This window comes from Bacillus cereus group sp. MYBK245-2 (assembly GCF_051916145.1).
Lineage (GTDB): Bacteria > Bacillota > Bacilli > Bacillales > Bacillaceae_G > Bacillus_A > Bacillus_A pacificus.
Genome location: NZ_JBQAGB010000009.1, coordinates 23,482 through 36,184, shown reverse-complemented (window position 1 = coordinate 36,184; position 12,703 = coordinate 23,482). Strand labels below are relative to the sequence as shown.

The window sequence follows — 12,703 nt, the reverse complement described above, 5'->3', positions numbered from 1 at the left end:
TCAAGCTCCTTTTAAAAGTAGTCTATTGATGCTATTACAATTTCTTTACCTTGTTTCTCAAATTGTTGAATCGTTTCTTTACTAGCCTCTGAATCTGTTATTATAAGGTCAATTTCAATCAGTGATTCTCCTTTTATAAAGTAGTCTATTCCAAGTTTATTGTGAGGAACTAAACAAATATTTCGTCTAGCAATCTTATTTACTGTTTTACTAAAATAAGCAACTTCAGGCGTTGCAGTACTTATACCATTCAATGAAATGCCACCACCTGTAGAGAAATACAGATCAATAGAGAATCTACTTATCCATTCTGAGGCAAGTGTATCTGTCATATTTCCTGATGGTTTCACCTTTCCACCAATTAAGTACGTATCAATGTTCTTATATTCCCGTAACGTACTAGCAATTTCTATAGAATTTGTAACAACTGTAAATGATGTTTCAGGTAAATATTTTAACATGACATAATAAATAGAAGTCCCACCAATAAAAACAGAATCTCCTTCTTGTATATAAGAAGCTGCGATTTTTGCAATTGCGTCTTCATATACAGAACCATTACTATAACGTTCAAATCGCTCAGCAGCTAAATTCCTTACTCGAGCAAGTTCAATTGCACCTCCGTGCGTTCTTTTTAATAAGCCATCCTTCTCCATAATAGACAAATCTCTTCTTATTGAATCAATAGACATATCAAAACTTTCCGCAAGATCTTTAGCAATTACCCTTCCATTTTTCTTAAGTAACTCCAAAATTTTCTCTCTACGCTCTTCAGTAAACATGTTCTCACCACTATCATTGAATATTCGTAAAATTTATCCATCTTTTAATTATATGCATGTTTTTTCTGTTTTACAATATTTTCAATACTTCTTTATTCAGCTCTATACAGGTTTTCTCCCTTTTTCTATCCCATTAAATTAACAACTAAATAAATGCATATTTGCATGTTTCACAATTATACTTCCATTCATCCTTTTATTAATGTAAAATTATTCCTATGTCTCACTTTTTAACACAGAAAGGAATTATTATGAAATCTATAATGAAAGTAACTTGTACAGCATTATTATTTACAGGACTAATGGCAGGATGTAATGGGAATACTGCACCAAAACAAGAAAAGAGCGCTCTTGAAAAGAATGCAATGCATTATGGGGAAATAGTTAAAAATGAATACTATAGAGCAACTGTTGAAAATGCTAAATTCGAAAAAATAGACAAAGAATGGCGCATTACTACTCGTGTTATGATTAATAATGTTCGAGATGATGGACAAACTATTGATCTTTCGGAAATAAAATATTTCATACAAGATGAAAAAACTGGTCAGAAATATGAAGGTGAAGCTCATCCGATATATGACGAGCACTATAAAAATGTTCCACACGAATTCTCTTTAACTACTGACGTTGTATTTGAACTGAAAACTTCACCAAAAGATTTAAATAATATGTATCTATACATAGATAGCAAAGCCGCGCCGTTAACAGATACATATTGGAAACTTGATAATTTAGCAACTAAATAAAAAACAGTCAAATACGACTGTTTTTTTGTTTGTAAAGTCATCAAGTTTACTAGTAATCTATCTCCAGCAATACATCTTTTGCACAAATCGTTACTTCTTCAGCTTCCCTCCTAAAATATTTTAACATCCAACAAAAGCGATATATCTATTTATTATATCATTCTAATACCTATTTTTTCTAAAGAAAAAATGCAAAACTGTAAATATTCCACCTTTCACTTCTAAAACTCCAGAATATTTACGATAGTTGATAATTAGAATACATTTTACTAGTACAAAAATCTAAACAAAAAGGTATGGTTATATGTTGAAGAAATTAGTAGCAGGTACATTAGTAGTGGGATTTGCATTAACTGGAGGACTAGGAGTAGCAAGTGCTGAAGAAAAAGGTAACACAATTAAGTCTTTTGATTATTTAAAAGTGGATGAACAGAATGTTAATTCTCTTACAAAATTAAGTGATCAAGATAAGAAAGACATCCAAATTACTATGGTATTACCAGAGCAAAATGAAAATGGAGATTGGCTAGCTTATGGTTTTACTAGCCGCGAAACATTAGATGCTTATATTGAAAAGGATAAAAAAGTACTTAAAAATAAAATCAATCCTTTAGGTAGCGGTGCTGGTAGTACTGATTTTTATGAACATAAAGATAAAGGTGGCCAATATATTTACTGGAGCAGCGGCTTTAAAAACTTGCCATCTAGCTGGAACGACAGAATTTCCTCTGTAAGTACAGCATCACCTTCAGCAAGTTATTCAACGACACTTTGGGAGCATACTTCTACACAAGGATATGGAAAAGGTGTTATATTTAAACACGCTGATTGGTACGGTAAAACTGCTAATTTAGCTGCTGATTGGAACGATATTACTTCAGCGATTGAAGTAAAAAAATAATAGGATATTCAATTTCTTCTGTAAAAATTCAAACCACTATTCTCTCATACATTTAGAGAATAGTGGTTTATTACACTTCCATTTAAGCGTGTACAGCATGTCCTATCGCTTGCAATAGCGCTTCATGAATCGCTTCAGATAAAGTTGGGTGTGCTGCAATATAATCTCTCATAATATCAGCAGTAACTTCTGTATGAATCATTACAGTTCCTTGTCCAATCAGTTCGGTTGCACGTGGACCAATAATAGAAATCCCTACAATTTCTTGATATTTAGGTTCCACAATGACTTTTACTTTACCCGTTTGTTCTCCAATAATAAGCGCTTTTCCATTTGCTGAAAAAGGAAACTCTCCGATAAGAATATCACCATATTGCTCTCTTGCTAATTTTTCACTTAAACCGACACTAGCAATTTCTGGAGCTGTATAAATACAGCGAGGTACAGCATGATAGTTTACTTTTACATCTTCTCCACTCGCATGTAATGCTGCTGTCGTTCCTTCATGGAAAGCAACGTGAGCAAGCTGGATTCCACCAATCACATCACCCGCTGCGTAAATATGTGATACATTGGTTTGCATATGTTCATTCACAGAAATTCCTTTATTTGAATATTGAATGCCTGCTTTTTCTAAATCTAATTGTTGTACACGTGGTTTTCGGCCGACAGAAACGAGAACAAATTCTGGATTAACTACTTGGGTACTTCCTTCATATTCAAATGAAGCTTGCTTTTTATAATTATTTAATCCTTTTAAAGCTGCTCCTGTAAATATTTCTACGCCATCATTTTCTAGTTTCCCTCTTAAAATGTGTGCGATATCTTCATCTTCACCAGGTAATAATTGCGGTGCCATTTCAACAATCGTAACTTTTGTTCCAAGACGACTATAAATACTTGCAAACTCGCATCCTATTACACCACCACCAACAATTAATAATGATTTCGGTATATTTTCTAGGGACATTGCATGGCTACTATTTAAAATCCATTTCCCATCAAATGTAGCAGAAGGTAATTCAGTCGGTTCTGAACCTGCTGCAATAATGAACTGTTCTCCATCTACTACAATTTCTTTATCACCGTGTGTAACTCTCACACGATGATTCGTTTCAAATCTTGCTTTACCTTGTATAACTTTTATTTTATTTTTCTTCATTAAATATTGAATTCCTTGGACGAGCTGTGTTACAACTTGTGATTTCCTCGCCTGCATTTGCTTCCAATCAACTGAAATACTTCCTTCGTTAAGCATAATTCCATAATGATTCGCTTTTCTCACAATGTCATGCACTTCTGCACTTTCTAACAATGATTTTGTAGGCATGCACCCAACATTTAAACAAGTCCCGCCAAGATCAGCTTCATCAATAAGAGTGACTTCTTTTCCACTTTGAGCCGCGGTAATTGCTGCTACATAGCCAGCAGGTCCGCCACCAATAACGACTAGTTTACTCATTCTCTCACCTTCTCTTTATAAAAGAATTGTTACAGGTTCTTCTAAATAACGTTTAATTGTGCGTAAAAATGCAGCTGCTGGTGCACCATCTAATACACGATGATCGAATGTTAAACTTAAAGGTAACATACTGCCTTTTTTTATTTTCTTCCCTTTATATACTGGAACATGTTCAATTGCACCTATACCTAAAATACCAGTTTCAGGTGTATTTAATACTGGCGTAAAATATTCAATACCGAAGCTACCTAAATTACTAATTGTAAAGGTTGTCCCTTGCATATCATCACTACTTAAACTACTTTCTCTTGCTTTTTGTGCAACATTTTTAATTTGTTTAGATAACTCTACTAAAGATAGATCATTAGCAAAGCGAATAGCTGGAACGACTAATCCTTTTTCTAATGCGACTGCCATGCCTAAATGAACATGTTCAAATTGATGAATTGTATCATCCATATAAGCACTGTTCATTTCTTTATGCTCTCCAAGGGCTAATACAACAGCACGAGAAACGAAATCCGTAATAGTTAGTTTGTTATCGTATCGTTTTTGTACAACTGCCGCTATTTCTTTATGTAAAGCAACTAAATCTGTAACATCTACTTTCATCGTTAATGTTAATTGCGCACTATTTTGTAAACTTGCATGCATACGGTTTGCGATTGCTTTCCGCATACCAGTAACAGGAATTGCTTTACTTTCTTCTTGTTCAAGTACTTCTGGAATTGTTACTCTTTCTTCAATCACTTTTAATACGTCTACTTTTGTAATCCTTCCGCCAGGTCCTGTACCAACTAATGCTTTGATATCTAGATTTTCAGACTTTGCAATTTTCTTCGCTACAGGTGAAATTTTGATTCTTTGCTTCGCCACTTCTTTCGCATATGGTTCTGGATGTTGGACCTTTTTAGGCTCTAGATTAGGTGCTTTTTCTTCTACAACATTTATACTTTCATTGATTTCTACTTTTTCGTTCAGCTTACCGATATAGCAAATGACAGTGCCAGGTGGAACTCCCTCATCTTCACTTACAGCTATATCAAGAACAGTTCCATCCGCTGGTGCTTCTATTTCAGTTTCAATTTTTTCCGAATTAATACTAGCAATTAGTTCACCTTTTGATACATGATCGCCTGCTTTAATATTCCAGCTCGTAATAACACCTTCTTTCATCGCCATACCTAACTTCGGCATTACAACTTCTACAGCCATGCTTCTCTCTCCCTTCTCATCGTTTTATTACACATGTAATAAAGATTGGTCTCCGATCATTTCTGATACAGTTTCAATTACTTTTTCCGGCGTTGGTAAATATAACTTTTCAAGTGGTGGCGAGAACGGAACTGGTGTATGTGGTGCTGTAATTCGTTTAATAGGTGCATCTAACAAATCGAATCCTTTATCCGCTACAATTGCCGCAATATCCGTTGCGATACTACATCTTGGATTTGCTTCATCAATAACAATAAGGCGATTTGTTTTTTCAACTGATGCTAAAATCGTATCTTCATCTAGTGGTGATAAAGAACGTGGATCAATTACTTCTACTTCAAGTCCTTTTTTCGATAATTGCTCAGCAGCTGCAAGTGCTGTATGAACTTGTTTTCCAATGGCGACGATTGTTACATCAGAACCTTCACGTTTTATATCTGCTTTACCTAATGGAATTGTATAATACCCTTCCGGCACCTCACCTTTCATATTGTAAAGTGTTTTATCTTCAAAGAAGATTACTGGGTCATCATCTTCAATTGCCGCTAATAATAAGCCTTTTGCGTCATATGGAGTAGAAGGAACGACAACTTTTATACCTGGAATGCTCGTAAATAACGCATACAAACTTTGTGAATGTTGTGCAGCTGCGCTAAAACCTGCACCATGCATCGTACGTACTGTAACTGGCACTTTCGCTTTACCACCGAACATATAGCGGAACTTTGCACCTTGGTTTAATACTTGATCAAGACAACTACCGATAAAATCATTAAACATTAATTCAGCAATCGGACGTAGTCCTGTTGCCGCAGCTGCCATTGCTGCTCCCATGTAACCCGCTTCTGAAATTGGTGTATCTAAAATACGATTTCGGCCAAATTCTTGTACAAGGCCTTTCGTAACACCAAGAACACCGCCCCATGCTTCATCATCTTGCAAGTGATCAACTTGTGCACCACCTGCAACGTCTTCTCCTATTAAAATTACGTTTTCATCACGACGCATTGAGATTTTCATCGCTTCATTAATTGCAGTTGACATACTTACTGTTCTAGTCATTATTTTTCACCCTCCTCTTATTTGTAAGAAACGTATACATCTTTTAATAACTCTTCATCCTCTGGATATGGACTATTTTCACTAAATTCAATTGATTTTTGAACCGCTTCATCTACTGCCTTTTCCATATCTACAAGCTCAGATTCAGTTAATAAAGCTTCATGAATTAAATGCTTACGGAAATTCACAATCGCATCTTTTTCATTTAAATGTTCTTCTTTTTCTTCTGAAGTTTTATACGTTTGTGCTTCACCTTCGAAATGACCGTAATTACGATATGTCATACATTCAATTATTGTTGGACCACCGCCATTACGAGCACGTTCTACTGCTTCTTCCGCTGCTTTATACACCGCAAGCAAGTCCTTTCCATCCACTTGAACACCTGGAATATTGTAAGCTTTCGCTCGATCTGCAATGGAATCACAACTTGAAGCATATTCAAATGTTGTCGCTTCACCGTAACCGTTATTTTCTGCGATAAAAATAACTGGTAATTTCCAAATCGCCGCTAAATTAACCCCTTCGTGAAATGTTCCTTCATTATTTGCTCCGTCACCGAAGAAACAAACACTTACATCTTTCGTTCCTTTATATTTAGCTGTTAATGCTGAGCCGCAAGCAAGCGGGAAACCACCACCTACAATGCCATTTGCACCAAGCATTCCTTTATCTAAATCAGCAATGTGCATGGAGCCGCCTTTACCTTTACATAACCCTGTCGCTTTCCCAAAAAGTTCAGCCATCATACCGTTTAAATCGCAACCTTTTGCGATACAATGCCCATGGCCTCTATGCGTACTTGTAATACTGTCACTATCCGTTAAGTGAGCACATACACCAACTGCTACCGCTTCTTCCCCAGCGTATAAATGAACGAAACCTGGCAGAACGCCTTGCGCGAATAATTCATGCACCTTATCTTCAAACTTACGAATCTCTAACATTTTTTCGTACATCCAGCGAGCTTGTTCTTTCGTAATTCCATTCCCTTTACTTTCAGTTGTTTTTAACATGTTCAGCCCTCCTATTTTCTTGTTCATCTTTTATATAGCAAGTACCGTGCCAATTTCCAATCCTTGATTTAATAGGTTTTCTCTCTATGTTGAAAATAAAAAAGTGGACAAAATGAGACATTAGTCTCGTTTTGTCCACTTTTGTTCACCTAATTTGAAAATTATTATGTTATTCACCATCAAAACTCTTCTGTAATTTTCGGATGTAAATAATTTGACCGATATGATATGCATTATGAGTAGTTACATTGGCTAGCACTTCCCACCACTTTGCAGAAACAGGAAATCCCACTACATCGCTTTCAACCTTTTCTTCATTTATGAGATTTTGCCATAGTAACAGTTTCTCTAGTAGTTTTTCTCGTAATTCATCGAAAGTTTGATTATTTGAAAGCATAAAACTTTTGTTATTATCTCCGATAGCAGGCACAGCATTCACATTCGATTCTTTATATCTAGTTTGCCACGTAGAATTCCAATACAATAAATGTTGTACAATTTCAGCTATACTGTTACTCTCTTCATTCGGTTTCCAGAAAGCTTCCCTCTCAGATAAACCCTTAACTGCATCTGAAAACGGAATATACCAACTAGGATCGTTCGCATTCGCTAATAACTGATCTGCTAATACATCTTTCACATGGGCCATCTCTCTTCCCTCATTTCATAAACGTATTCATACTCACTTCTCTATATACGCTGAGTCCGTATAATTTCCTCTTTTAAAAATCACATAGAATATAGAGTTAACGGGTAATGCTCTCAAAACGAATATAAGAATAATAGATTTTCTTATCATAACTCGTTATGATAAAAGAAAAAGAAAGAGAGCAAAAAATGAATAAAAAAATCGCAGTTATAACCGGGGCTTCAAGTGGATTCGGTCTTTTAACAACAATTGAACTTGCGAAAAAAGACTATTTCGTTATCGCTACAATGAGGAACCTTGAAAAACAAGTGAACTTACTATCTATAGCTACCCAACTCAGCTTACAGCAAAACATTAAAATTCAACAATTAGATGTAACCGATCAAAACTCTATACATAACTTTCAATTATTTTTAAAAGAAATAAACAGAGTAGACCTCCTTATTAATAATGCAGGATATGCTAATGGTGGCTTTGTAGAAGAAATTCCAGTAGAGGAATATCGCAAACAATTTGAAACGAATCTTTTTGGTGCTATATCGATCACTCAGCTTGTTTTACCATATATGAGAGAACAACAAAGTGGAAAAATAATTAATATAAGTAGCATTAGTGGACAAGTTGGATTCCCCGGTCTATCTCCTTACGTTTCTTCAAAACATGCATTAGAAGGATGGAGTGAATCCCTTCGTTTAGAAGTAAAACCTTTTGGAATAGATGTTGCTTTAGTGGAACCTGGCTCTTATAACACGAATATATGGGAAGTTGGTAAACAACTAGCTACAAACCAATCTGATACTACTTCTCCTTACAAAGAATATATGGATAAAATACAAAAACATATTAATAACGGCAGTGATACATTTGGCAATCCGATAGATGTTGCTAATAAAATTGTAGAAATTGCTGAATCTAAGCGTACGAATTTACGATATCCGATTGGAAAAGGCGTGAAATTTATGATCTTTGCAAAGAAAATTCTTCCTTGGAGATTGTGGGAATACCTTGTTTTGAGAAGTTTTAAGAAGATGTAATTCCCTTTATTAAAAACCATTTTGAAAGAGGTGCTAATTAAATGTTAGGTTTACCCTACGGTAAAGTGTTTTTAGTTCCATGGACTGAAGAATGGGCAATTGAATTTGTAAAGGAGAAACAATTCATTGAGGAACAAATTGGCGAGCATATTTTAGCGATACACCATATTGGTAGTACTTCTATTCCACATTTAAGTGCAAAGCCAATTATTGATATAGCAATCGAATTAGAAAATTATACGGACGGTATACATTGTATTAAAAAGTTAGAACTACTAAACTATAAATATAGAGAAAATGTATTGCCTGAACGATATTATTTTAATAAAGGTGAGCCAAGAACTCATCAAATTCATATGTATGAGCGAGGGAATACATATTTAATAGAACAATTACAATTTCGAGATTACTTAATAGACAATAAAACTGCTCGTATACAGTATGAACAGTTAAAGATTCAACTTTCACAAGCTAATCCTAATGATAAACATCAATATGCAGAGGATAAAACAAATTTCATTAAATCTGTATTAACGAAATTAAATGTTTAAATTAAATAAGAAACCATTTAGTAGTAAATGGTTTCTTATTTATTAGTTATTTCATTATTTGTGCCATCAATAATAACATCTGCAAATTCATGTGGCTTATGACTTTCTACATACATATCTTCAGCAACCATCCAATTGTTTTCCCACATATCGCGCGCAGCTTCCCCGTCTCTAGCAATCCCTCTTTTTATACGTGTTTCACGAGGACAATTCACCCATATTTTCAAATTATACATTCCCGCTAGCTCCTGACGTGTTGCATATACACCTTCAATAATTACAATACCACTGGCAGGAACAATATGGGATCCAACTAAAGAATCCTTTTCCCAATCATAACGCTTATAACGCCCTTCTAATCCATTACTAATAGGATCTAGAACTTCTTGTAAAAGACGTTTCCAGTCAAAATCTGCACCAATCGATTTATTCGTAGGATGTACATTTACAATCTTTGCAGATGGTAAATAAAAATCATCCATATGTACAACCGTTACAGTTGAAAAATCACTTTTTATTTTATTAGCTAACGTACTTTTACCTGCACCGCCACAGCCATCAATACCTATTATTATAACTGATTGTTCCGTACATTTTTCTTGAATTCTTTCAATTACCTCATTTAGCCCCAAATTATTCCATCCCCCTTTTTTATTCTTTTTGTTTTAAATTGAAAACGGATCAAAGTAAATGAGCAATAAAATCATAACTATAAATGCCAATAAGCCGATTATCGAAAGAATATATTCCTTCGATTCCCTATCATATTTCCACTCCATCCATGCCCTTAACGTCCATAATGTTCCAAAAAAAATGAAAAGGGCATATCCTACATTTGCATTTTCATTACTATTAACATAAATGATACTACTTACGAAATAAATAAAGAACAATCCTATTTCCAATTTCACATGCAAACTATTCACATGCTTATATCCAAAAAAGCCTCTTTTCTCCATATTTAATTTTCTTCTTAAAAACTGTTCTATAAAGTAACCACCTATACCAAGTCCAATAATAATAATAAGCAAAATTGTAGAAATACCCATTGCTCCCCCTCCTATTACCTTATTTATCTTTAGTAATAAAGTGGACTATATTACGGTTATTCTCTTCTAAATAACTTACAATTCCTTCAGGATATGTTGGTTTCTCCTTTAATTCCTCTATGCCCTTCCATATTAAAATAATATCTTCATATTCTTTATGTCTTATTTCATTTGTAACCCTCTCTTTAACAACTCCCCAATGTATCAATGTACAATGATGTCCTTTTTCGTTGTTCCACTCGAAAATATGCTCATTTACAACAGCTAGCTCTTGAACATCAATCTTCAAATCGTATTCTTCCATTAATTCTCTTATTATCGCTTCTTTTGCTGTTTCACCAAATTCAATAGAGCCTCCTGGAAAACGATAAAATGATTCATTTTCATCGCATTGAACGAGCACTTTTGAGTTATTTCCATTATAAATAATGACTTCTACACGTAATACAGATCTATTCATTATTTTCCTCCTTTAAATATTTAATTGAAAATTTATTAAAGAAAGAAATATATAATTAATCCAGTTATTATTAGCGCTGTAACTACAAATAATGAAATCAAGAACTCGCGCGATTCCTTATCATATTTCCACTCCATATGTGATTGAAATCCATATAACGTGATAAAAAACAAAAGAGGTACATACCCCATAAATATACGGTTTGGAAAAAAAGCACTTAGCGCAATAACAACTATATAAGAGAAAATAATAATTCTATTCCCCCATTTATGTGTTTTATTCACATATTGATTATCCCATCCCTTTTGTTTCGGGATGTTTAATCTTTTTCTTGCTATTTTTTCAAAAACGAATATACATAGTACCCATAAAATTAATAGAGTTATTTTGGTAATTGACAGAAAACTCTCTCCTTTTATTTTCTTACTTTTATTTTCTCTGGCTGATCACTCGGATAAGTAGCCTTTCCTTTATTATCAATGTCCCAACTAACAATTGTCGCACTATCGCGTCCGAATTGATGATGAACGTGCTCTAATACATGATGAACACTTTCTTCAAGTTTTATATTATTTCTATTCATATCACTATACAGATTTACAGGAGTTTCATACCGACGTTCCCCGCATTCTAATACTCCATCTGTCACCATTACAATTCGATTCTTTCCATTACGTAATTCACGAATCCCTGATGAATAGCAAGGAATAGGTAAATCAAATGTGTTTATATTTCCAATCCATTCGTAAAAATGACGTTAGTTTAATGCATATTGTCCTAACTTATGTAACTCTTCATGAAATACATAAACTAAACAGTCTCCAATAGATAGCCACCATATATAATTTTCTTTTCTTACACATAGTAAGCAAGCTGTTTCACCTTTAATTCTTTGGCACTTTTCCTTAAATGAAGAAGATTGAAAGATAGTAAGAATATGATTTTCAATAGATCGAAATACTTTATCAATCGATGCAGCCATCATTTCTTTTATATTTTCATATTCTTTTTGAATTGTATTTACTACTAAATCAACACTTTCTGCACTATTATGTCCATCTAGTATAGCTGCAAATTCCCAATCACCATTTGACCAAACTAACGCACCATCTTCATTCTTTTTTGCTCCGGCACTTATATTCCCGCCGTATTTACCAATTACGATTTCACCATATTGCTTTATCGAAATTTCGTCTAAGCACATTTCTCTACTTCCAACCCATGAATATTGTCTATTATTTGTTGTATGCATATTCACTCACCATATACTTTCGTATTCTTTCGCATAGTTTTTTGATTTTTTCTGTATCACCATAAGGCGCACCGTTCCATTTCGCTACTTCAGTCGGTGACCAAAACTCTTTTGGTGTATTTGCATAACGCGGTATGATGTGCATATGCATATGTGGTACACCATTCCCTGAAACAAAAGTGTAAATATGTTCTGCACCTTCACTTTCTTTTAGTGCTTTACTTACTCTACTTGATATAAGTCCGAACCTTTTTGCTTCTTCATCTGTTAGTTCAGCAAGACCAGGTACATGTCTTTTTATATCTATCATTACATAACCAAGATACGTTTCTTCGCTATCCCAGTGGACATGTCCAACGTAAACGAGTTCATCTTCGTAAATAGCTCCACCTGGAACTGTAATATTTCCTTTATGTTTTTCACAAATGAAGCAATTTTGTTCTTCTTGATTATTTGTTGGCATATCCATCACCATCCTTTTTATATATAATATCATAAAAAAAGGAAAAACAGGATTTATA

General features: G+C 34.2%; 15 protein-coding genes and 1 pseudogene. 4 read left to right on the top strand and 12 right to left on the bottom strand.

Going from position 1 to position 12,703, the window contains the following annotated elements; all coding sequences use genetic code 11:
• Positions 1-11: 11 nt before the first annotated feature.
• On the bottom strand, positions 12-782 hold the full coding sequence (locus tag ACTFRN_RS15910) for a DeoR/GlpR family DNA-binding transcription regulator (protein WP_088106750.1): 771 nt from the start codon (positions 780-782) through the stop codon (positions 12-14).
• Positions 783-1,033: 251 nt separating this feature from the next.
• On the opposite strand from ACTFRN_RS15910, the gene ACTFRN_RS15905 reads away from it, so the two are divergent.
• Together ACTFRN_RS15905 and ACTFRN_RS15900 are read left to right on the top strand one after the other, a co-directional pair.
• Positions 1,034-1,531 carry a hypothetical protein gene (locus ACTFRN_RS15905; protein WP_000836196.1) on the top strand — a complete coding sequence of 166 codons (498 nt, stop codon included), beginning with the start codon at positions 1,034-1,036 and terminating at the stop codon, positions 1,529-1,531.
• Between the two features lie 304 nt (positions 1,532-1,835).
• Positions 1,836-2,432, top strand: a complete 597-nt coding sequence (locus ACTFRN_RS15900; RefSeq protein ID WP_014893655.1) for a hypothetical protein — start codon at positions 1,836-1,838, stop codon at positions 2,430-2,432.
• Positions 2,433-2,514: 82 nt separating this feature from the next.
• Here ACTFRN_RS15900 and lpdA read toward each other — a convergent pair whose 3' ends face one another.
• The 5 genes from lpdA to ACTFRN_RS15875 form a co-directional block, all read right to left on the bottom strand.
• Complete coding sequence (lpdA, locus tag ACTFRN_RS15895; protein WP_000041225.1) at positions 2,515-3,894, bottom strand: dihydrolipoyl dehydrogenase; 1,380 nt, start codon at positions 3,892-3,894, stop codon at positions 2,515-2,517.
• A 15-nt stretch (positions 3,895-3,909) separates the two neighbouring features.
• Positions 3,910-5,109: a dihydrolipoamide acetyltransferase family protein gene (locus ACTFRN_RS15890; protein WP_088106749.1), complete on the bottom strand. Its 1,200-nt coding sequence runs from the start codon at positions 5,107-5,109 to the stop codon at positions 3,910-3,912.
• Between the two features lie 27 nt (positions 5,110-5,136).
• Positions 5,137-6,171, bottom strand: a complete 1,035-nt coding sequence (gene acoB / locus ACTFRN_RS15885) for an acetoin:2,6-dichlorophenolindophenol oxidoreductase subunit beta (protein ID WP_000198893.1) — start codon at positions 6,169-6,171, stop codon at positions 5,137-5,139.
• A 17-nt stretch (positions 6,172-6,188) separates the two neighbouring features.
• A complete protein-coding gene (gene acoA, locus ACTFRN_RS15880; protein WP_000921306.1) occupies positions 6,189-7,187 on the bottom strand; it encodes an acetoin:2,6-dichlorophenolindophenol oxidoreductase subunit alpha in 999 nt (332 codons plus the stop codon).
• Between the two features lie 169 nt (positions 7,188-7,356).
• Positions 7,357-7,836, bottom strand: coding sequence for a DinB family protein (locus tag ACTFRN_RS15875; RefSeq protein ID WP_000951609.1), 480 nt, complete (start codon positions 7,834-7,836; stop codon positions 7,357-7,359).
• 188 nt (positions 7,837-8,024) lie between these two features.
• On the opposite strand from ACTFRN_RS15875, the gene ACTFRN_RS15870 reads away from it, so the two are divergent.
• Together ACTFRN_RS15870 and ACTFRN_RS15865 are read left to right on the top strand one after the other, a co-directional pair.
• Positions 8,025-8,870 (top strand): oxidoreductase, encoded by an 846-nt coding sequence (locus ACTFRN_RS15870; RefSeq protein WP_001034816.1) that lies wholly within the window; start codon positions 8,025-8,027, stop codon positions 8,868-8,870.
• 41 nt (positions 8,871-8,911) lie between these two features.
• Positions 8,912-9,421 carry a GrpB family protein gene (locus ACTFRN_RS15865; protein ID WP_049111455.1) on the top strand — a complete coding sequence of 170 codons (510 nt, stop codon included), beginning with the start codon at positions 8,912-8,914 and terminating at the stop codon, positions 9,419-9,421.
• A 35-nt stretch (positions 9,422-9,456) separates the two neighbouring features.
• Here ACTFRN_RS15865 and ACTFRN_RS15860 read toward each other — a convergent pair whose 3' ends face one another.
• The 6 genes and pseudogenes from ACTFRN_RS15860 to ACTFRN_RS15835 form a co-directional block, all read right to left on the bottom strand.
• Positions 9,457-10,053 carry a uridine kinase family protein gene (locus ACTFRN_RS15860; RefSeq protein ID WP_049111457.1) on the bottom strand — a complete coding sequence of 199 codons (597 nt, stop codon included), beginning with the start codon at positions 10,051-10,053 and terminating at the stop codon, positions 9,457-9,459.
• Positions 10,054-10,086: 33 nt separating this feature from the next.
• Positions 10,087-10,470 carry a DUF4181 domain-containing protein gene (locus ACTFRN_RS15855; protein ID WP_000513005.1) on the bottom strand — a complete coding sequence of 128 codons (384 nt, stop codon included), beginning with the start codon at positions 10,468-10,470 and terminating at the stop codon, positions 10,087-10,089.
• A gap of 19 nt (positions 10,471-10,489) precedes the next feature.
• Positions 10,490-10,930 carry an NUDIX domain-containing protein gene (locus ACTFRN_RS15850; RefSeq protein WP_001082146.1) on the bottom strand — a complete coding sequence of 147 codons (441 nt, stop codon included), beginning with the start codon at positions 10,928-10,930 and terminating at the stop codon, positions 10,490-10,492.
• A 35-nt stretch (positions 10,931-10,965) separates the two neighbouring features.
• Positions 10,966-11,304 (bottom strand): DUF4181 domain-containing protein, encoded by a 339-nt coding sequence (locus ACTFRN_RS15845; RefSeq protein ID WP_162837645.1) that lies wholly within the window; start codon positions 11,302-11,304, stop codon positions 10,966-10,968.
• 41 nt (positions 11,305-11,345) lie between these two features.
• A pseudogene (locus tag ACTFRN_RS15840) lies at positions 11,346-12,182 on the bottom strand (PP2C family serine/threonine-protein phosphatase).
• Positions 12,166-12,651, bottom strand: a complete 486-nt coding sequence (locus ACTFRN_RS15835) for an HIT family protein (protein ID WP_061130474.1) — start codon at positions 12,649-12,651, stop codon at positions 12,166-12,168. The pseudogene ACTFRN_RS15840 and the gene ACTFRN_RS15835 overlap by 17 nt, the downstream one beginning before the upstream one ends.
• Positions 12,652-12,703 lie beyond the last annotated feature (52 nt).